Source organism: Streptomyces sp. NPDC002825, from assembly GCF_040295385.1.
Lineage (GTDB): Bacteria > Actinomycetota > Actinomycetes > Streptomycetales > Streptomycetaceae > Streptomyces.
In genome coordinates this window covers 81,131-100,184 of the sequence record NZ_JBEOVH010000004.1, presented here as the reverse complement: position 1 = coordinate 100,184, position 19,054 = coordinate 81,131, and the positions used below count along the sequence as shown (strand labels likewise).

The 19,054-nt window shown below is 71.4% G+C and carries 18 protein-coding genes and 1 tRNA gene; 13 read left to right on the top strand and 6 right to left on the bottom strand.

Annotated features, from left to right (window positions below; genetic code table 11):
* The first annotated feature begins 17 nt into the window (after nt 1-17).
* The 3 genes from ABT041_RS07145 to ABT041_RS07135 all read left to right on the top strand — a co-directional run bounded on the left by ABT041_RS07145 (nt 18) and on the right by ABT041_RS07135 (nt 1,758).
* A complete protein-coding gene (locus tag ABT041_RS07145) occupies nt 18-668 on the top strand; it encodes a hypothetical protein (RefSeq protein ID WP_351180325.1) in 651 nt (216 codons plus the stop codon).
* Between the two features lie 127 nt (nt 669-795).
* Nucleotides 796-1,155 (top strand): hypothetical protein, encoded by a 360-nt coding sequence (locus ABT041_RS07140; protein WP_351180322.1) that lies wholly within the window; start codon nt 796-798, stop codon nt 1,153-1,155.
* 135 nt (nt 1,156-1,290) lie between these two features.
* Entirely contained in the window at nt 1,291-1,758 is a 468-nt protein-coding gene (locus tag ABT041_RS07135; RefSeq protein WP_351180319.1) for a GNAT family N-acetyltransferase, read from the top strand.
* A gap of 298 nt (nt 1,759-2,056) precedes the next feature.
* Here ABT041_RS07135 and phoU read toward each other — a convergent pair whose 3' ends face one another.
* The gene (phoU, locus tag ABT041_RS07130) at nt 2,057-2,737 is read right to left on the bottom strand and encodes a phosphate signaling complex protein PhoU (protein WP_041130440.1); all 681 of its coding nucleotides are present in this window, start codon (nt 2,735-2,737) and stop codon (nt 2,057-2,059) included.
* A gap of 265 nt (nt 2,738-3,002) precedes the next feature.
* Here phoU and phoR point away from each other — a divergent pair, with 265 nt between their 5' ends.
* Nucleotides 3,003-4,232 carry a two-component system sensor histidine kinase PhoR gene (phoR, locus tag ABT041_RS07125; RefSeq protein ID WP_351180315.1) on the top strand — a complete coding sequence of 410 codons (1,230 nt, stop codon included), beginning with the start codon at nt 3,003-3,005 and terminating at the stop codon, nt 4,230-4,232.
* A 5-nt stretch (nt 4,233-4,237) separates the two neighbouring features.
* Nucleotides 4,238-4,909: a two-component system response regulator PhoP gene (phoP, locus tag ABT041_RS07120; protein ID WP_466728736.1), complete on the top strand. Its 672-nt coding sequence runs from the start codon at nt 4,238-4,240 to the stop codon at nt 4,907-4,909.
* 96 nt (nt 4,910-5,005) lie between these two features.
* Here phoP and ABT041_RS07115 read toward each other — a convergent pair whose 3' ends face one another.
* The gene (locus tag ABT041_RS07115) at nt 5,006-5,641 is read right to left on the bottom strand and encodes a DUF461 domain-containing protein (protein WP_351180311.1); all 636 of its coding nucleotides are present in this window, start codon (nt 5,639-5,641) and stop codon (nt 5,006-5,008) included.
* 674 nt (nt 5,642-6,315) lie between these two features.
* On the opposite strand from ABT041_RS07115, the gene ABT041_RS07110 reads away from it, so the two are divergent.
* The 6 genes from ABT041_RS07110 to ABT041_RS07085 all read left to right on the top strand — a co-directional run bounded on the left by ABT041_RS07110 (nt 6,316) and on the right by ABT041_RS07085 (nt 12,641).
* Entirely contained in the window at nt 6,316-6,798 is a 483-nt protein-coding gene (locus ABT041_RS07110; protein WP_003953493.1) for a CarD family transcriptional regulator, read from the top strand.
* Between the two features lie 409 nt (nt 6,799-7,207).
* Nucleotides 7,208-7,957: a 2-C-methyl-D-erythritol 4-phosphate cytidylyltransferase gene (gene ispD / locus ABT041_RS07105; RefSeq protein WP_351180308.1), complete on the top strand. Its 750-nt coding sequence runs from the start codon at nt 7,208-7,210 to the stop codon at nt 7,955-7,957.
* Complete coding sequence (gene ispF / locus ABT041_RS07100; RefSeq protein WP_351180305.1) at nt 7,947-8,495, top strand: 2-C-methyl-D-erythritol 2,4-cyclodiphosphate synthase; 549 nt, start codon at nt 7,947-7,949, stop codon at nt 8,493-8,495. The genes ispD and ispF overlap by 11 nt, the downstream gene beginning before the upstream one ends.
* An 80-nt stretch (nt 8,496-8,575) precedes the next feature.
* Nucleotides 8,576-9,973, top strand: a complete 1,398-nt coding sequence (gene cysS / locus ABT041_RS07095; protein ID WP_351180302.1) for a cysteine--tRNA ligase — start codon at nt 8,576-8,578, stop codon at nt 9,971-9,973.
* A 77-nt stretch (nt 9,974-10,050) separates the two neighbouring features.
* Nucleotides 10,051-11,007, top strand: a complete 957-nt coding sequence (gene rlmB / locus ABT041_RS07090; RefSeq protein ID WP_351180299.1) for a 23S rRNA (guanosine(2251)-2'-O)-methyltransferase RlmB — start codon at nt 10,051-10,053, stop codon at nt 11,005-11,007.
* A gap of 95 nt (nt 11,008-11,102) precedes the next feature.
* Nucleotides 11,103-12,641, top strand: a complete 1,539-nt coding sequence (locus tag ABT041_RS07085; protein WP_351180296.1) for a DoxX family membrane protein — start codon at nt 11,103-11,105, stop codon at nt 12,639-12,641.
* Nucleotides 12,642-12,705: 64 nt separating this feature from the next.
* Here the strand turns inward: ABT041_RS07085 and ABT041_RS07080 are convergent, their stop codons facing one another.
* From ABT041_RS07080 to ABT041_RS07070, 3 genes are all read right to left on the bottom strand, one after another.
* On the bottom strand, nt 12,706-13,422 hold the full coding sequence (locus ABT041_RS07080) for a nucleotidyltransferase family protein (protein ID WP_351180293.1): 717 nt from the start codon (nt 13,420-13,422) through the stop codon (nt 12,706-12,708).
* Between the two features lie 46 nt (nt 13,423-13,468).
* Nucleotides 13,469-13,879 carry a hypothetical protein gene (locus ABT041_RS07075; RefSeq protein ID WP_351180290.1) on the bottom strand — a complete coding sequence of 137 codons (411 nt, stop codon included), beginning with the start codon at nt 13,877-13,879 and terminating at the stop codon, nt 13,469-13,471.
* 251 nt (nt 13,880-14,130) lie between these two features.
* Complete coding sequence (locus ABT041_RS07070) at nt 14,131-15,228, bottom strand: ABC transporter ATP-binding protein (protein WP_351180287.1); 1,098 nt, start codon at nt 15,226-15,228, stop codon at nt 14,131-14,133.
* A 182-nt stretch (nt 15,229-15,410) separates the two neighbouring features.
* Between ABT041_RS07070 and ABT041_RS07065 the strand changes: the two genes are divergently transcribed.
* Together ABT041_RS07065 and ABT041_RS07060 are read left to right on the top strand one after the other, a co-directional pair.
* Nucleotides 15,411-15,484 (top strand) — tRNA-Thr (locus ABT041_RS07065).
* A gap of 226 nt (nt 15,485-15,710) precedes the next feature.
* The gene (locus ABT041_RS07060) at nt 15,711-17,438 is read left to right on the top strand and encodes an FG-GAP repeat domain-containing protein (RefSeq protein WP_351180284.1); all 1,728 of its coding nucleotides are present in this window, start codon (nt 15,711-15,713) and stop codon (nt 17,436-17,438) included.
* An 80-nt stretch (nt 17,439-17,518) separates the two neighbouring features.
* On the opposite strand, the gene ABT041_RS07055 is transcribed toward ABT041_RS07060, so the two are convergent.
* Nucleotides 17,519-18,907: an NAD(P)/FAD-dependent oxidoreductase gene (locus ABT041_RS07055; RefSeq protein WP_351180281.1), complete on the bottom strand. Its 1,389-nt coding sequence runs from the start codon at nt 18,905-18,907 to the stop codon at nt 17,519-17,521.
* Nucleotides 18,908-19,054: the final 147 nt, after the last annotated feature.

Below are 19,054 nucleotides of genomic sequence, written 5' to 3'. Positions count from 1 at the left end.
ACAAGGGGGACTTCCCGATGAACGCCGACCGTCTCAGACCCGCCGTCCTCGTGCTCGCCGCCGCCGCGCTGACCGCCGTGCTCACCGGATGCCAGGAGGGCGGCGCCGCCGCCGGTGGTGCCGCGCCGAGCGCGCCCGCGCCGGCCACCACCGCGGCTCCCGCCGACGCCCCGACCACCGCCCCGCCGGCCGCCACCCCGACCGTCGCTCCGGCCGTGAAGAAGCCGGCCGCCCCCAAGACCTCCGCCCCGAAGACCTCCGCGCCCAAGGCTCCTGCCCCCGCGCCGAAGGCCAAGGACTGTGTCGACGGACCGCCCGGACCCGACGACGTCGACCCCGACGAGTTCGCGCTCTACCGGATCGAGGAACTCGACGGCAGCACCGGGAAGGTGAACCTCGTCGTCCAGCACGGGGCCTGGGGCTGCGGGCCCGCGGACTCCGACGGCGGGCCGTTCGTCGTCACCGGCGAGGAGAGCCGCTGGGCGCTCGACCAGGCCGCGTACGTCACCGCCACCAACCCGATCGTCACCAGCACCGAGAACCAGCACATCGGCGTGCAGGAGCTGATCGACTGGGTCAAGGCCCACCCGGACTCGGGGCTCGTCTTCCGGTACCAGGTCGGGGCCGACGGGGCGATCCACCAGCTGGAAGAGGTCTTCACCCCGTAACCGGCGGATCCCCTCCGCCGTACGGGTGAGGGCGAAACCTTCCGGCTGCCGTGCGCCGCTTGTGGGGTGGGGGAGCGGGTTAGGGGTGGGGATGACCTTGGTCGTCCCCACCGAAACGAGAAACCTCGTGCGTCTCCGCCACTCCCTCGCCGCCGTCTGCGGCGCCCTCGCCCTCACCGCCACCCTGGCCTCCCCCGCCCACGCCGCCACCGGCGACTTCCACTACCGGTTCGTCGGGCTCAACGGCGAACCGCAGACGGGCACGCTCGACGACCCGGCGAGCGGGGTGTGCCTCACGATTCCCGAGGCGGCCGACCCGAACTCCTCCGAGCCCGCGTTCGCGCCGCACAACGACACGGACGAGAAGGCGATCGTCTTCACCGGGCCCGACTGCTCCGGCGACACCTGGATCCTCCGCCCCCACGGCCGCCCGGCCACCGACCGGCTGAAGCTCCGCTCGGTGGTGTTCTTCCAGCCGCTTCCGTAGCCGTAGCGGTCGCCGCAGTCGCAGCAGTACCGGGGGCGGCGGGCTTCCTCGGGAGGCCTCGGAGTCCTGGGCGTCGGCCCGGGGCGGTCGGATAATCGTCGGCGGACATCCCGGCGAGTCGTTACCGTCCTGCACATGAGCACGTCACTCCGCCTGGAGCCCGTCACCCCCGCCACCATCGACGCCGCACTCGCCCTGCGCGTCCACCCCCACCAGGAGCGCAACGTCGCCCCCGTCGTGCGCTCCCTCGCGGAGGCGTACGCCTTCGGGGAGAGCGCCTGGCCGAGGCTGATCTTCGACGGCGACGAGCTCGTCGGCTTCCTGATGGCCTTCCTCGACATTCCGTGGAACGAGGAGGAGGACCCGGACGACCGGCGCAGCGGGCTCTGGCGTCTCAACATCTCCGCCGACGCCCAGGGCAAGGGGTACGGGCGCTTCGCCGTCGAGGCCGTCCGCGAGGAGCTCCGCCGGCGCGGCGAGCAGCGGTTCCACGTCACCTGGGCGCCCGGCGAGGACGGTCCCGGCGCCTTCTACGACAAGCTGGGATTCCGTACCACCGGAGAGACCAGCGGCGCCCAGGTCGTGGGCGTGCTGGAGATATAGGGGAAAGGGGGCGCGTCGAGACGCGCCCCCCGCCGGTCAGCTCGAGCAGCCCCCGCACTGGCACGGGGAGCCCGACTGGCAGCCGCAACCGCAGCCCGAGCCGCAGCCGCAGGCGCCGAGCACGGGCAGGAACACCGCCTCCCGCGGCGCCTCCGTGCCGGATTCGGTCGTCATGGGGGATTCGGCCATGGGGGTCCCTCCCTTTCGAGGCGCGCTTCGCCTCCCCCCATTGCATGCCCACTCGGACCGGCGCATCAACGGCGCATCGGAGCCCGTGCGCCTACGCGCCCTCCACCGGCTACGCGCCCTCCACCGGCGCGTCCGCCGCCTGCAGCTCGTCCGCGTGCTCACCCGTCACCAGGTACACCACGCGCTTCGCCACCGACACCGCGTGGTCCGCGAACCGCTCGTAGTAGCGGCCCAGCAGCGTCACGTCCACGGCCGTCTCGATGCCGTGCTTCCAGCGGTCGTCCATCAGGTGCTGGAAGAGCGTCCGGTGCAGCAGGTCCATCTCGTCGTCGTCCTGCTCCAGCTGGAGCGCCAGGTCGACGTCCTTCGTGATGATGACCTCCGCCGCCTTCGCCATCAGGCGCTGCGCCAGCTGCCCCATCTCCAGGATGGTCGCGTGCAGGTCCCGCGGCACCGCCGTGTCCGGGAACCGCAGCCGGGCCAGCTTCGCCACGTGCTGCGCCAGGTCGCCGGAGCGCTCCAGGTCGGCGCTCATCCGCAGCGAGGTCACCACGATCCGCAGGTCCGTCGCCACCGGCTGCTGCCGGGCGAGCAGCGCTATCGCCCGCGCCTCCAGATCGTGCTGGAGGTCGTCGACCTTCTGGTCCGCGGCGATCACGCTCTCCGCGAGCTTGAGATCAGCGTCGAGCATCGCCGTCGTGGCGCGCCCGATCGCCGACCCGACGAGGCGGGCCATCTCGACCAGGCCCTCGCCGATCGAGTCCAGTTCCTCGTGGTACGCGTCCCGCATGGATGTCCCTCTCTACGCAAAGCTCCGGGGTCCGGGTGGGGCTTCGGACCCCCACGCTCCCACGTTCGGCCCCCTGTGCGTCCGATTCCTACCCCTGATGTGAACCGTCACTTTCCCCCAGGTGAACTCTGGGCGACACGCGCCACCGCAGTCGCCGGGGCAAATGAACCACCCGCATCTCCATGGTGAACTCTGGGCGACGACTGTTCGAGCAGCCACTCGGACGGCTGGGAGAGTGTCCGTCCAGCCGCATAACCTGGAGGGCATGGACGTGAACGCGGCGGTCGCCGCATTGGCAGCGATCGCCGGCGTGTGCACCGGCGTGATCGCCATGCTGGCGTTCCGCTGGAGCGAACGCGACCAGGCGCGACCGACCCGCACCTCGCTGCACACCGATGCCGTGCTCCCGCCCGGCGTCGACACCGTGCTGTCCGTACTGCGCTCCTCCGCGGTCGTCCTCGACGAGAGCGACTCCGTGGTGAAGGCAAGCTCGGCGGCGTACGCGCTCGGCCTGGTCCGTGGCGGCAAGCTGGCCGTCGAACCCATGCTCAACATGGCCCGTGACACCCGCCGCGACGGGGAGATACGGCAGGTCGAGCTGGACCTGGCCCGGCGCGGCACCGGACGCGGCGAGGCCCTCGCCGTCTCCGCCCGGGTCGCCCCGCTGGGCTCGCGGCTGGTGCTGCTCCTGGTCGAGGACCTCACCGAGGCCCGCCGTATCGAGGCGGTACGGCGCGACTTCGTCGCCAACGTGAGCCATGAGCTCAAGACTCCCGTCGGCGCGCTCTCCCTGCTCTCCGAGGCGGTCATGGACGCCTCGGACGACCCCGAGGCGGTCACCCGCTTCGCCGGCCGGATGCAGATCGAGGCGACCCGCCTCACCAACCTCGTACAGGAGCTCATCGACCTCTCCCGGGTGCAGAACGACGACCCGCTGGAGGACTCCGAGCCGGTGTCCGTGGACGAGCTCGTCGCCGAGGCGATCGACCGCTCACGGCAGCCCGCCTCCACCAAGCAGATCACCATGGTCTCCGGCGGCGCCTCCGACCTGTACGTATGGGGCAGCCGCGGCCAGCTCGCCGCGGCCCTCGGCAACCTCGTCGAGAACGCCGTGAACTACTCACCGGCCCGTACGAGGGTGGGCATCGCCGCCCGCCACGTCGCGGCGCCCGCCGGCGACGTGATCGAGATAGCCGTGACCGACCAGGGCATCGGCATCCCGGACAAGGACAAGGAGCGCATCTTCGAGCGCTTCTACCGCGTCGACCCGGCCCGCTCCCGTGCCACCGGCGGCACGGGACTCGGCCTGGCCATCGTCAAGCACGTGGCCGCCTCGCACGGCGGGGAGGTCACCGTCTGGAGCACCGAGGGCCAGGGCTCCACCTTCACCCTGCGGCTGCCCGAGGCGGGCGCCGTGCGGGACCGCCGGACCGCCTCGTCCTCCACCCCTGATCTCATGACCGAACCGCTTCCCGCCCCGGAGGTCCTTCCGTGACCCGAGTGCTCGTCGTCGAGGATGAGGAATCCTTCAGCGACGCCCTGTCGTACATGCTCCGCAAGGAGGGCTTCGAGGTCGCCGTCGCGGCGACCGGGCCCGACGGCCTCGACGAGTTCGAGCGCAACGGAGCCGACCTCGTCCTCCTCGACCTGATGCTTCCGGGTCTGCCGGGCACCGAGGTGTGCCGCCAGCTGCGCGGCCGCTCCAACGTCCCCGTGATCATGGTGACCGCCAAGGACAGCGAGATCGACAAGGTCGTCGGCCTGGAGATAGGAGCCGACGACTACGTGACCAAGCCCTTCTCCTCGCGGGAGCTGGTCGCCCGCATCCGCGCGGTGCTGCGCCGCCGCGGCGAGCCGGAGGAGGTCACCCCGGCGGCCCTGGAGGCCGGCCCGGTCCGCATGGACGTCGACCGCCACGTGGTCACGGTCGCCGGCGGAAAGGTCGACCTGCCGCTGAAGGAGTTCGACCTCCTGGAGATGCTGCTGCGCAACGCGGGCCGCGTGCTGACCCGTATGCAGCTGATCGACCGGGTCTGGGGCGCGGACTACGTCGGCGACACCAAGACCCTCGACGTCCACGTGAAGCGCCTCCGCGCCAAGATCGAGCCGGACCCGGGCGCGCCTCGGTACCTGGTGACGGTGCGCGGTCTCGGGTACAAGTTCGAGCCGTAGACCGCCCGGGCCCGACGAGGCCGGACGGAAAGAGAACCGTAGACGTGGATACGCCGAAGGGGCGCCCCCAGCCGGGGGCGCCCCTTCGCGTGTGGCTCAGTGACCGGCGGTCGTCGGCTCGCCCGAGGCCGGGGTCTCCGTGCCGTGCTCGGCGCCGTGGGACGCCTCGGCCGACGGGGACGCCGTGGCGCTCGGCTCGGCCGGCGGGGCCGCCGGGACGACCGTGGGGCCGAAGTCCTTGAAGTAGCTCTTCGACGGGACGACGAAGGCGCTCAGGCTCACGTCGCCGGTCTTGCTCAGCTTGAAGACGATCTTCTGCGCGTCGCCGTCACGGGCGGCCTCGGAGCCGTTCTCGATCATGGCGGAGGCGTTGCCCTCGCCGCCGATGACGACGGAGCCCAGGGCCGGGACGACGATCGGGCCGGTGCCCTCGGCCGCCTTCAGCTTCACGACGGCCGCCGTGCCGGGCAGGCGGATCGCGTCGATGGTCTGCGGCGTGCGGCCGTTGTTGAAGACGGTGGCCGAGACGGCGGCCGGGCCCTTGGTGCCGGGCAGCGGCTGGGTGATGACCAGCGCGTTCTGGATCTTGACGTCGTCGACCGTGACGGCGGCGTTGTCCGGCCGGACCTGGAGGGTCTGCGCGTCGTTGCCCGCACCACAGGCGGAGAGCGCGGCGACGGAGAACACGATGGCGGTGGCGGCGAGGGCGCCGCGTCGAAGGCTGCGGCTCACGGCGGCGGCATCTCCTAGGACGTACGGACGGGCGTGGGAACTAAGGGACAGCTAAAGGTGTGTCAGCGCGCTTAGGTTACCGAGCCTCACTCCGCGTCCCGCACCCGACCCGCCCCTAACCGGTCACCACCGTCCCCGGGCTCGGCCGCGCCGAGTCTCATGCCGTCCGGGGCGCACGCCGCCGCGCGCTTCCGCTCGCGCTCTTCGGGCGTCACCCCGCGTGGCCGGATCACGACCCATTGACCTGCTGTTCACATAACCGCCTTGATCAATTCGACGCCGCCCGCGCATTCCGCCGAGCCGCCCTCCGGAAAATCCCGCACCGATGTCGGTTGATGTCCACTTGATGTCCACTGATCAATTTCGGGAATCACCCCGGCGTGCATCCGTACGGGTGGCCGATCCTCGAACGGAGTAGGCGAAGAAGGCCGCTCCGAACCAGACAAAACGGGACATCGCCCCTCGCTCGGAGGCCTCCGGGCGTGTGTAACGCGCGCGTTTCTCTCCGTCCACGCAGCCGCTCCGACCTGCGAATACCGCCTTCCGGAAGCCCTCCGCAGCACGTTCGTGTCACCGTTGTCAAGCCCCGAGATATGCCCTGACCTGCGAAAACGCCATTCAGAAGAAGCCGAATCCGTGTTACCCTGGATAGCCACGGAAGGGGTACCTGTCACATGACGTTCAAGGTTGGCGACACCGTGGTCTATCCCCATCACGGGGCCGCGCTGATCGAGGCCATCGAAACTCGCCAGATCAAAGGCGTGGACAAGACCTACTTGGTGCTCAAGGTCGCGCAGGGCGACCTGACGGTTCGTGTGCCGGCGGACAATGCGGAGTTCGTCGGTGTTCGCGATGTGGTCGGTCAGGACGGGCTGGACCGGGTCTTCGAGGTGCTGCGCGCACCGTACGCCGAAGAGCCGACGAACTGGTCCCGTCGCTACAAGGCAAATCTCGAGAAGCTCGCCTCCGGCGATGTCATCAAGGTCGCCGAAGTGGTGCGCGACCTGTGGCGTCGTGAGCGCGAGCGCGGACTGTCCGCAGGCGAGAAGCGCATGCTTGCCAAGGCTCGGCAGATCCTGGTCAGCGAGCTGGCCCTCGCGGAGAACACGAACGAGGACAAGGCCGAGGCGCTCCTCGACGAGGTCCTCGCGTCCTGAGCGGCGTTCCCAAGTGAAGCAGTGAAGCGATGCCGCGGTGCCCGCTGGCGTGCTGTGATCCACACAGTGCTGCCGTCGGGCGCTGCGGCATATTCGCTGGGCGGCACGTGCACCGAGCGGCATGTGCACCCGAGCGGCTCGGTCGCCGAGCGGCGTGTCCGCTGGTGAGCTTGAGCGCGTCGCGTAGCTGTGTTCACCCAGGCGCGTTCGCGTACGTTTGCGGAGCGTACGCGTCACCGCACCGCTGAAGTAACCCGCACCCCCTGAACTTCTCTACGCCCGAACCCCTGTGCCCACGCGGCCACGCCTCGACCGTCGTCACGGAAAGGGCCCGGTCAAGGCGGTGCGTCCGGCACGGTGAGGCCATACCCATGTCGGCCGCGGAAACAAACCTGCCGGAGTGCAACCGATGTCAGACGAAGTGCGTCCCCGTCGTACCGCCGTGGTGATCCCGGCCGCAGGGCGGGGCGTACGCCTCGGCCCGGGCGCCCCCAAGGCGCTCCGCGCGCTGAACGGCACCCCCATGCTCATCCACGCCGTCCGCGCGATGGCCGCCTCCCGCGCGGTCTCGCTCGTGGTCGTGGTCGCGCCCAGCGACGGCGCCGCCGAGGTCAAGAACCTCCTCGACGCCCACGCCCTGCCCGAGCGGACCGACTACCTCGTCGTCCCCGGCGGCGACACCCGCCAGGAGTCCGTCCACCTCGGCCTCAAGGCGCTCCCCGAGGGCGTCACCACCGTCCTCGTCCACGACGCGGCCCGCCCCCTGGTCCCCGTCGAGACCGTGGACGCCGTCATCGAGGCCGTACGGGACGGGGCCGTCGCCGTCGTCCCCGCGCTGCCCGTCGCCGACACCGTCAAGGAGGTCGAGCCGGCCGAGAAGCCCGGCGACCCCGAGCAGGTCGTCGCCACCCCGGTCCGCGCCCGCCTCCGCGCCGTCCAGACCCCGCAGGGCTTCGACCACGACACCCTGGTCAACGCCCACGCCACCGTCGCCCTCACCGGCGAGGGCGCCACCGACGACGCCGGCATGGTCGAGAAGCTCGGCGCGCCCGTCGTCGTCGTGCCCGGCCACGAAGAGGCCTTCAAGGTGACCCGACCCCTCGACCTCGTCCTCGCCGAGGCCGTACTCGCCCGCAGGAGGGCCAACGATGGCTTCTGACCTCTCCCGAGTTCTCGGCTCCGCTCGAACAGGGGGCACCCCCATCCTGATCCCCCGTACCGGCATCGGCACCGACGTCCACGCCTTCGAGAAGGGCCGCGAACTCTGGTGCGCGGGACTCCTGTGGGAAGGCCCCGACAGCGACGGGTACGGGCTCGCCGGCCACTCCGACGGTGACGTGGCCGCCCACGCCGCCTGCGACGCGCTCTTCTCCGCCGCCGGGATCGGCGACCTCGGCGCCCACTTCGGCACCTCGCGCCCCGAGTGGTCCGGCGCCTCCGGCGTCACCCTGCTCGCCGAGGCCGCGCGGATCGTCCGCGCCGAGGGGTACGAGATCGGGAACATCGCCGTGCAGGTCGTCGGCGTCCGCCCCAAGGTCGGCAAGCGGCGCGACGAGGCGCAGAAGGCGCTGAGCGAGGCGGCGGGCGCCCCCGTCTCCGTCTCCGGCACCACCACGGACGGGCTCGGCCTCACCGGTCGTGCCGAGGGTCTCGCCGCCCTCGCGACCGCCCTCGTGTACCCGGTAACCCGCGATTGAGCCCCTGCGGCGGTGAAAAACGTCATCGGTGACCCCGATCAGGTATCGGGGCACTACCACACGCCCACTACCCTGGAGTGGTGACTATTCGCCTGTACGACACCAGCGCCCGGCAGATCCGTGACTTCACCCCGCTCACGCCGGGCTCCGTCTCGATCTACCTCTGTGGTGCCACCGTGCAGGCGGCCCCGCACATCGGCCACATCCGGTCGGGGCTGAACTTCGACATCATGCGCCGCTGGTTCGCGTACCGCGGCTACGACGTCACGTTCATCCGCAACGTCACCGACATCGACGACAAGATCATCAGGAAGGGCTCCGAGCAGGGCCGCCCCTGGTGGTCCATCGGCTACGAGAACGAGCGGGCCTTCAACGACGGCTACCACGCCCTCGGTTGCCTGCCGCCGACGTACGAGCCCCGCGCCACCGGTCACGTCCCCGAGATGATCGAGATGATGCAGGGTCTGATCGAGCGCGGCCACGCGTACGAGGCGGACGGCAGCGTCTACTTCGACGTGCGCTCCTTCCCGGGCTACCTGGAGCTGTCCAACCAGGACCTCGACGACCTCCGCCAGCCCGACGAGGGCGTCTCCGGCAAGCGCGACCCGCGTGACTTCGCCATGTGGAAGGCGACCAAGCCGGGCGAGCCCGACTGGGAGACCCCGTGGGGCCGCGGCCGTCCCGGCTGGCACCTGGAGTGCTCGGCCATGGCCCACAAGTACCTGGGTTCCGCCTTCGACATCCACGGCGGCGGCCTCGACCTGATCTTCCCGCACCACGAGAACGAGATCGCCCAGGCCAAGGCCTTCGGCGACGAGTTCGCCCAGTACTGGGTGCACAACGCCTGGGTCACCATGAGCGGCGAGAAGATGTCGAAGTCGCTCGGCAACAGCGTGCTGGTGTCCGAGATGGTGAAGAACTGGCGTCCCATCGTCCTGCGCTACTACCTGGGCACCCCGCACTACCGCTCGATGATCGAGTACAGCGAGGAGTCCCTGCGCGAGGCCGAGTCGGCCTTCGCCCGCATCGAGGGCTTCGTCCAGCGCGCCACCGAGAAGGCGGGGACGACCGTCGCTCCCGCCGCCGAGGTGCCGCCGGCCTTCGCCGAGGCCATGGACGACGACCTGGGCGTGCCGCACGCGCTGGCGATCATCCACACCACCGTCCGCCAGGGCAACAGCGCCCTCGCCGCGGACGACAAGGACGAGGCCATCGCCCGCCTCGCCGAGGTCCGCGCCATGCTCGGCGTCCTCGGCCTGGACCCGCTCGACCCGCACTGGGCCGAGGAGTCCGGTGGCGGCGAGGAGCTCCACGGCGTCGTCGACACCCTCGTGCGCCTCGTGCTCCAGCAGCGCGAATCGGCGCGCGAGCGCAAGGACTGGGCGACCGCGGACGCGATCCGCGACCAGCTGTCCCAGTCCGGCCTCGCCATCGAGGACAGCCCCGACGGCCCCCGCTGGACGCTGGGCAACCGTTAGAAGACGTGCCGCTCGGGCCTCCGGGCGGCACACTTCAGTTACAGACCTATGTACGCAACACCGAGGATTAGGTAGTCATGGCCGGGAACAGCCAGCGCAGGAACCGTCGCACGTCCAACAAGAAGGGTGCGACGGTCGGCAGCGGTGGCCAGCGGCGCAAGGGCCTCGAAGGCAGGGGCCCGACGCCCAAGGCCGAGGACCGCAAGGGCCACAAGGCGTACCGCGTGTCCAACGCCATGGCCCGGAACGCGGCCAAGCGCAAGCCCGTCGTTCGCCGTGGCGGCAAGGGCCAGTCCGAGATGGTCGTCGGCCGCAACCCGGTCTTCGAGGCGCTGCGCGACGGCGTGCCCGCCACGACCCTGTACGTCCAGCAGTTCATCGACAACGACGAGCGCGTGCGCGAGGCCCTGAACCTCGCCACCGGCCGCGGCAACATCAACATCATGGAGGCGCCGCGCCCCGAGCTCGACCGGATGACGAACGGCCTCAACCACCAGGGCCTCGTCCTCCAGGTCCCGCCGTACGAGTACGCGCACCCCGAGGACCTCGCCGAGGCCGCCTACGACGACCACGACCAGCCGCTGATCGTCGCCCTCGACGGCGTCACCGACCCGCGCAACCTCGGCGCCGTCGTCCGCTCCGTCTCCGCCTTCGGCGGCCACGGCGTCGTCGTCCCCGAGCGCCGCGCCGCCGGCATGACCGCCGGCGCCTGGAAGACCTCGGCCGGCACCGCCGCCCGCACCCCGGTCGCCCGCGCCACCAACCTGACCCGCTGCCTCGAGCAGTACCAGAAGGCCGGCCTCACCGTCGTCGGCCTCGCCGCCGACGGCGACCGCGACGTCCACGAGCTGGAGGAGCTGGGCGGCCCGGTCGTCATCGTCGTCGGCTCCGAGGGCAAGGGCCTCTCCCGCCTCGTCGGCGAGACCTGCGACTTCCTCGTCCGCATCCCGATGCCGGGCGGCGCCGAGTCCCTCAACGCCGGCGTTGCCGCGGGCGTCGTCCTCTACGAGGCGGCCCGCCGCCGCATGGGCTGACCCGAACGAGGGAACCACCCCGGCCGTGATCTTGACGGGCCTCGGACATTTGGCAACCGTCAAGGCAGTGTCCTAACCGCACATCACTCGGTTAGATGAGTGTGGACACCAGAACGCCCCGGCCGGGGTTCGACGATCAGCCCGCGCTGAGCATGGTCAAAGTGGATTCCGATCCCGCCCAGGTGATCGTGAACCACGCCAGCTTCCGTGTGCGGCTCGCGCCGGCCCCCCAGCCGAAGTTCGCGGCCCGTACCGCCGCCCTGTCCGGAGTGGGCGCGGGTGGGCCGCGTCGTCGCCCCGTCGTGTGGACCGGGAAGTCCGCGCCGGGCGCGACCGGCCTGCTGCAGGCCGTGCGTGAGTCGTCCGTCTCCACGCTCGAACCCGTCGGACACGGCGGGCACGGCGTCGGCGACACCCAGGCCATCCCGCGCGTCGACACCACCATGCCGACCCCGGTGGTGCCCGCCGAGGCCGCGCCGCTGCTGCCGCCGATGCGCCGCGCCGAGAGCGCCTACGACGAGGTGTACGAGCTCGGGCCCGAGCCCGGTGAGACGTACGAGCACGACGGGCCGGGCGCCCGGGCCGGGCAGCGGCACGGCCAGGACAACGTCCGGCACGCCTACTACCCCGGCCGCCGGATGAACCTCGGCGTGGTGCTCCTCCCGCTCCGCGTCTTCCTCGGCTTCATCTCCATCTACGCGGGCATGGGCAAGCTCTGCGACCCCGTCTACTTCGACGGCGGCGAGCGCGGCTCCATGGTGAAGTGGCTCAACTCCCTCCACCCCTGGGCCCTCGCCGAACCGCTGCGCGACTTCGCCCTCCAGCACCCCGTCGGCGCCGGGCTCACCGTCGCCTTCCTCCAGGTCGTCGTCGGCGTCCTCACCGTCCTCGGACTCTGGCAGCGCGTCGCCGCCGTCGTCGGCGGACTGCTCTCGGCCGCCCTCCTCCTGACCGTCAGCTGGAAGACCGTCCCGGTCTACGACTCCGCCGACATCATCTACCTGGCCGCCTGGTCCCCGCTGATCATCGCGGGCGCCCCCGTCTACTCCCTCGACGGCCGCCTCGCGAGCGAGGCCTGGCGCACCCTCGGCCCCCGCGCCGAACTCTGGGACCTCCGCCGCCGCGTCACCCGGCGCAGCACCCTCCTCGCCGCCGTCGTCGTCGGCCTCACCCTCCTCGTCGGCTCCGTCCTCGGCGGCGCCGTCCGCTCCACCGAGATGGTCACCGTCCCGGGCCCCAACGACGACCCGATCAACCACCTCCCCGGCCAGCCGCTCCCCCAGGAGCCGACGCGCACCCCGTCGAAGTCCGCGTCCAAGGCGCCCGAGCCCGCCGCGACCACCGAGGCCCCCGCGCGCAGCGAGGAGACCGAGGAGGCCGCCCGGCCCACCGAGACGACCCGCGAGGCCACCCGGAGCCAGGAGCAGCGGCCGACCGCCACCCAGGGCGCCGGCACGGGCGGCAGCCGTACGCCGACGCAGTCGAAGCCGGCGCCCCCGCCGTCCACCAGCGACACCCCGTCCACCAGCGGCGGCACCACGAGCGGCGGCTCCACCGGCTCCACCAGCACCCCGTCCGAGAGCGGCTCGACCTCGGGCGGCGCGCAGAACCCGATCGGCGGCCTGCTGGGCTGACGCGGCGTAAGGACGAGGGCGGCACCGCATCCACGCGGTGCCGCCCTTTTCGTACGTGCTGCTGTCAGGACCTCTGGGCGGCCAGCTCCTTCGCCGCCTCCGTGAGGTCCTTCGCGGTGTCGATGGCCCTCCAGTAGGCGCCGTGGGGCAGCGGGAAGCCCGCCAGGCGCCGTTCGCGGGCGAGGCGGGGGAAGGTGGTCCGCTCGTGGTCGCCGAGGTCCGGGAGGAGCTCCGTGAAGGCCGCGGCGAAGACGTACACGCCGGCGTTGATGAGGAACGGCGACGGCGGCGCCTCGATGAAGTCGGTGACGTTCCCGAAGGTGTCGGTCTCGACGGCGCCCCACGGGATCCGGGGGCGGGCCAGGGCGAGCGTCGCGAGGGCGTCGCGCTCGGTGTGGAAGGCGGCCATCTCGCGCAGCGAGAAGCGGGTCCAGATGTCGCCGTTGGTGGCGTACCAGGGCTGGTCCGGGGCCGGCAGGTGCGAGGCGGCGTACTTGAGGCCGCCGCCGCGGCCGAGGGGCTCGGTCTCGACGACCGTCGTCACCTTCAGCGGCAGGTTCGCGGAGGCCAGCCACTCCTGGAGCACCTCGGCGAGATGGCCGCAGGAGACGACGGCGTCGGTGACGCCCTCGGCGGCCAGCCAGGACAGCTGATGGCCGATGATCGGGGTCCCGGTGCCCGGGATCTCGACCATCGGCTTGGGGCGGTCGTCGGTGTACGGGCGGAGCCGTGTGCCCTGGCCGCCCGCCAGGACCACGGCCTGCGTCGGAGAGGTGTGCATACGGGGAACGATAGGCGCCCCGTATGTCCGATGTGCGCGACGACGCTCAGCTCGCGCGCATCACGCCGGTGGCGTACGAGGTGTCGCAGACCGGGCGGGAGAAGGACTGGGCGCGGGAGGGGCCGTAGTGCTCGACGGCGGCGCGGCCGAGGGCACGGGCGATGGAGAAGCAGTGCTTCGCGAGCGAGGGCCGGTTCTCCACCTCGCGCTGGAGGTGGGTGAGGGCGGTGCCCGGGTCCTTCTCCTGAAGCTCTGCGAGGAGCTGGTCGCGGAGAATATCCTGCGGGGCACGGGACTTGGCCCGGACGGAGACGTCCGTGGAGGACGCCGTCAGCTGGGTCCCGGAGTCCTGGCCGGCCCACGGAACGGCGGACACCGCGAGCGTTCCCGAGAGCACCAGGACGACGGGCAGGACGAGGGCGAGAGAGCGGCCGATTCGGCGGGCAGTGTGCGTCACGCAGGCGAGCGTAGCGGCCGGTAGTGATATGGCGACATTTAGTCACTCTCGCGAGGGATGGTTCGAGGCGCCTTTTCGAATCCCGTGTTGACGCCGGGGTGTGCGCGGGGCCCTGAATGCCGGGGTTTTCCGGGGTACGCCCGTTGTACGCCTTGGACACGCCCGTGGTGCGCCCGTGGCGCGCCCGTCTAAACGAACGGCCCCGCGTCTGCAACAGACGCGGGGCCGTTCGGCAGTGCTCGGGAGCGGTCTCAGTCGCTGAGGCGGGCGCCCGTGGAGGTCGAGAAGACGTGCAGCTCGTCGGCGCGCGGCACGACGTGCAGCGTGGAGCCCTTGGCGGGCACGTCACGGCCGCCGACGCGGACCACCAGGTCCTTGTCCTCGCCGCCGACGCGGGTGGTGCCGTACACGAAGCCGTCCGAGCCGAGCTCCTCGACGACGTTCACGGTGACGGCCAGGCCGTCCTTCGAGGTGGCGCTCTGCACGTCGAAGTGCTCGGGGCGGACGCCGACCGTGACGGTGGTGTCGCCGGCGGCGGAGGCGGCGGCGATGGCGTCACGGGTGACCGGGACGACGCTGTTGCCGAACTTCACGCCGCCGTCGGTGATCGGGACCTCGACCAGGTTCATGGCCGGGGAGCCGATGAAGCCGGCGACGAAGAGGTTCGCGGGCTTGTCGTACATGTTGCGCGGCGAGTCGACCTGCTGGAGCAGACCGTCCTTCAGGACGGCGACGCGGTCGCCCATGGTGAGCGCCTCGGTCTGGTCGTGCGTGACGTAGACCGTGGTGATGCCCAGACGGCGCTGGAGGCCGGCGATCTGCGTACGGGTCGAGACGCGGAGCTTGGCGTCGAGGTTCGACAGCGGCTCGTCCATGAGGAAGACCTGCGGCTCGCGGACGATCGCGCGGCCCATGGCGACGCGCTGACGCTGACCGCCGGAGAGCGCCTTCGGCTTGCGGTCGAGGTACTCGGTGAGGTCGAGGATCTTCGCGGCCTCCTCGACCTTCGCGCGGATCTCCGACTTGTTGACGCCGGCGATCTTGAGCGCGAAGCCCATGTTGTCGGCGACGGTCATGTGCGGGTACAGCGCGTAGTTCTGGAACACCATCGCGATGTCCCGGTCCTTCGGCGGCAGGTGCGTGACGTCGCGGTCGCCGATGCGGATGGAGCCGGCGTTGACGTCCTCGAGACCCGCGAGCATGCGCAGGGAGGTCGACTTGCCGCAGCCCGAGGGGCCGACGAGGACGAGGAACTCGCCGTCCGCGATCTCGATGTCGAGCTGGTCGACGGAGGGCTTGGTGGCACCCGGGTAGATCCGGGTGGCCTTGTCGAACGTGACCGAAGCCATGGTGATGTGTCCCTTCACCGGCAGGAACGTGCCGGACGATCCGAGTAAAGGAAGGATTGAGGTCTAGTCCACCAGGGTGAACCGCAAGCGACGCTACCCGGCGGTGACCGATCTGTCAGTAGTCACGGGCCCGTGAGATTTCCGACCGTCGCCGGGGCCGGGTTGGTTACACTTCACTCGCTGCCGCCTTAGCTCAGTTGGCTAGAGCGCTTGACTTGTAATCTTGAGGTCGTCGGTTCGATTCCGACAGGCGGCTCTGTGGTAGCCGGAGGGCCCCGGACGCGTGACGCGTCCGGGGCCCTCCGTCGTCTCCGGGAAACCCGGATGCGGGGCCCCGGGGGGTGTGGGGTACGTTGCGCACGCGCCCAGGGGGGAGGGGTCTTTGCCTGGCGTGGCCGCGGGGGGCCGACGGCCGTCCGCGTGCTCTCCCGCGGTTTCTCCCGTGCCCGTGCGGCCCGGGAAATGCACAGAGGACTTCATTCGTGCGAAGAATCGTCGCGCTCGGGGGGACGGCCGCCCTGCTGGTGGCCGGTCTGGTGGGCGGAGCCGGTGCGGCCTCCGCCGCCGGGCAGGAAGTGGTCGAATTCGAGCTGGAGAACCGGGTGCTGCAGCCCGGTGAGGGCTGGACCGAGCTGTCCCCGAGCGGTGTCTGGGGCATCCCCGACGGCACCCTGGTCTACGCCCTGAGCAAGGCCCCGCTGACCGACCCGGCCTGGACGCAGGCGGGTCTGCCCAGCGGGATGAGCCTGGAGCCGTCCGACTCCTGCACGCCCCGCGCGGGCGTCGTCGGCGTCTACACCTGCCCGGTCAGCGAGGACAACCCGTTCCCCTCGCTGGACGTCAAGGCCGCGGCGTCGACGGCCGACGGCACCACGCTCCACTACGGGGCCGTCTACGCCCCGCGCGGCACGGACCTCGCCAAGGCCGTCAAGGACGCCCAGGTCGTCGGCAGCCTGCCGGAGGACGGCACGCACGCCGCCCGTACGGTCACGGCGAAGACGCTGGAGCACGTCTCCCAGAACAAGCTGACCCTGAACACCCCGGCCCTGCCGGCGGGCTCCACGGTCACCCAGTCCGTCACCCTGCACGCGGTGGACGCGGGCACGCTGAACCTCTCGTTCAGCCCGGCCGAGGGCATGCGGTGGTGGGAGGACGGCGAGACGCAGGTCGCCATCACCGGCGTCAGCGCCAGCTCGCCGATCGCCGAGTGCGACCACAGCACCGAGCTCGACTACGGCGGCGTGTACTGCGACATCGACCCCGGCCAGTCCGGGCCGACCGACGTCACCGTCTCGTACACCCTGAGCGCCGCCGCCACCGCCGCCGCGTGGAACATCGAGGCCTACGCCACCTACGAGGTCTACGACTTCGGCGTCGGCAACCCCGAGAAGTCCTCGACCTTCTCGATCCTCAGCTCCCGCCCGGTGCCCACGCACTACGCGATGCTCGCCCGGGACAAGAGCGGCAACCTGCTGTGGCACTACGGCACCGGCAAGGCGACGGCCCCCTTCCGGGACATGGCCGAGCACGTCGGCTACGGCTGGGGCATCTACAACTCCCTCGCCAAGCTCTCGCCGATCACCGTCGAGGCCAAGGGCGGCGGCGTCGTCGGCCGCGACTCCTCCGGTGTCCTCTGGTACTACCGGACGACGGGGAACGAGTGGCAGCCGCTCACGGCGCGCACCAAGGTCGGCGCCGGCTGGGGCATCTACAACAACCTGACGGGTGTCGGCGACGTGACGGGCGACACCCGCGCCGACCTGATCGCCCGTGACACCTCGGGCGTCCTCTGGCTGTACAAGGGCACGGGCACCACGACCGCGCCGTTCGCCACCCGTACGAAGATCGGCGCCGGCTGGGGCATCTACAACCAGCTCACCGGCGTCGGCGACTTCACCGGTGACCGCAAGGCCGACCTGATCGCCCGCGACACGGCCGGCGTCCTCTGGCTGTACAAGGGCACCGGCAACGCGACCGCGCCGTTCGCCCCCCGCGTCAAGATCGGTACGGGCTGGGGCGGTTACCCGCAGCTGACGAGCCCGGGCGACCTCACCGACGACGGCAGGGCGGACCTGGTGGCCCGCGACACGACCGGCACGTTCTGGCTGTACAAGGGCACGGGCAGCGCGACGGCCCCGTACACCACCCGCGTGAAGATCGGCACGGGCTGGGGCGACGTCCCGGGCACCTCGTACAACTACCTCTTCTGACGGTCCCTTCCGACCCTCTCGACCGGCCCGTCGGGGCCCGTCCCGGCGCAAGCTCGCCGGGGCGGGCCCCGTCGGCTTTCTCAGCGGCCGCTGAGGCGGTTCGCGAGGACGGCCACGCGGTCCGTCGTGGCCGTGTGGGTGGTGGTCTCGCGGTGGTCGGCGCCCCGGAAGGCGGCGTACATGGTCTGGACGCCGAGCCAGCGGAGGGGTTCCGGTTCCCACTTGCGGACCTTGTGGTTGACCCAGGGGAGGGAGGTGAGGTCGGTGGGGCCCGACTGGCCCGAGTCCTCCCTGATCAGGTCGCGGAGGGTGCGGGCGGCGAGGTTGGCGGTGGCGACGCCCGAGCCGACGTAGCCGCCGGCCCAGCCGAGGCCGGTGGAGCGGTCGAGGGTGACGGTGGCGCACCAGTCGCGGGGGACGCCGAGGACGCCCGACCAGGCGTGGTCGACGCGGACGCCCGCGAGCTGGGGGAAGAAGCGGATCAGGATCTCGCGGAGGGCCTCGACGGTCTGCGGCTGGGTGCGGCCGTCGTTGTCGGTCTTGGAGCCGAAGCGGTACGGGACGCCCCGGCCGCCGAGCGCGATGCGGCCGTCGGCGGTGCGCTGGGCGTACATGTAGGCGTGGGCCATGTCGCCGAGGGTCTCGCGGCCGTCCCAGCCGATGGACTCCCACTGGGCGTCGGTGAGGGGCTCGGTGGCGATCATCGAGGAGTTCATGGGGAGCCAGGTGCGGCGCTGGCCCGCGAGGGAGGCGGTGAAGCCCTCCGTGCAGCGCAGCACGTACGGGGCGCGGACCGTGCCGTACGGGGTGATGGCGTGCTTCGGCCTGATCTCCGTGACCGGCGTCGACTCGTGGATCGTGACGCCGAGCGCCTCGACGGCCGCCGCCAGGCCCTTCACCAGCTTGACCGGGTGCAGCCGGGCGCCGTGCGGGGTCCAGGAGGAGCCGACGGCTCCGGCGACGCGGATGCGCTCCGCCGTCTCCCGGGCGCCGTACAGCTCGCGGTCGGTCTCGCCGAAGGCGAGCTCGGCGGCGTGGAAGGCCTTGAGGCGGGCGAGCTGGGCGGGGGAGAGGGCCACTTCCAGGACGCCGCCGCGGTGCTGGTCGGCGTCGATCTTCTCGGTCTCGCAGACGTCGAGGACCTCGGTGACGGTGGCGTTCATGGCCTGCTGGAGGCGGATGGCGGCCTCGTGGCCGTGGAGCTTGGCGTAGCGGTCGCGGCCGGCGATGCCGTTGTAGAGCCAGCCGCCGTTGCGTCCGGAGGCGCCGTAGCCGCAGAACCTGGCTTCGAGAACGGTGATGTTGAGGAAGGGGACGGCCTTCTTCAGGTAGTAGGCGGTCCACAGTCCCGTGTAGCCGCCGCCGACGATGCAGACGTCGGCGGTCGTGTCGCCGGGGAGCGGTTCGCGGGGCGCGGGGGCGCCCTCCTGCGCGTACCAGAACGATATTCCGCCGTTGACCGTGCTCATGTGTATCCCTCTTCCGGGTGCGTGGGCGGGACGTTACCCGGGGCCTTGGTCCCCTGGATACGGGTCATTCGGCGGCGCTCTCCGTACGGGCCGCTCGTGGACGGGACCGCCCTGCCGGGCGGGGCCCCGCTGTACGAGGCGACGGAA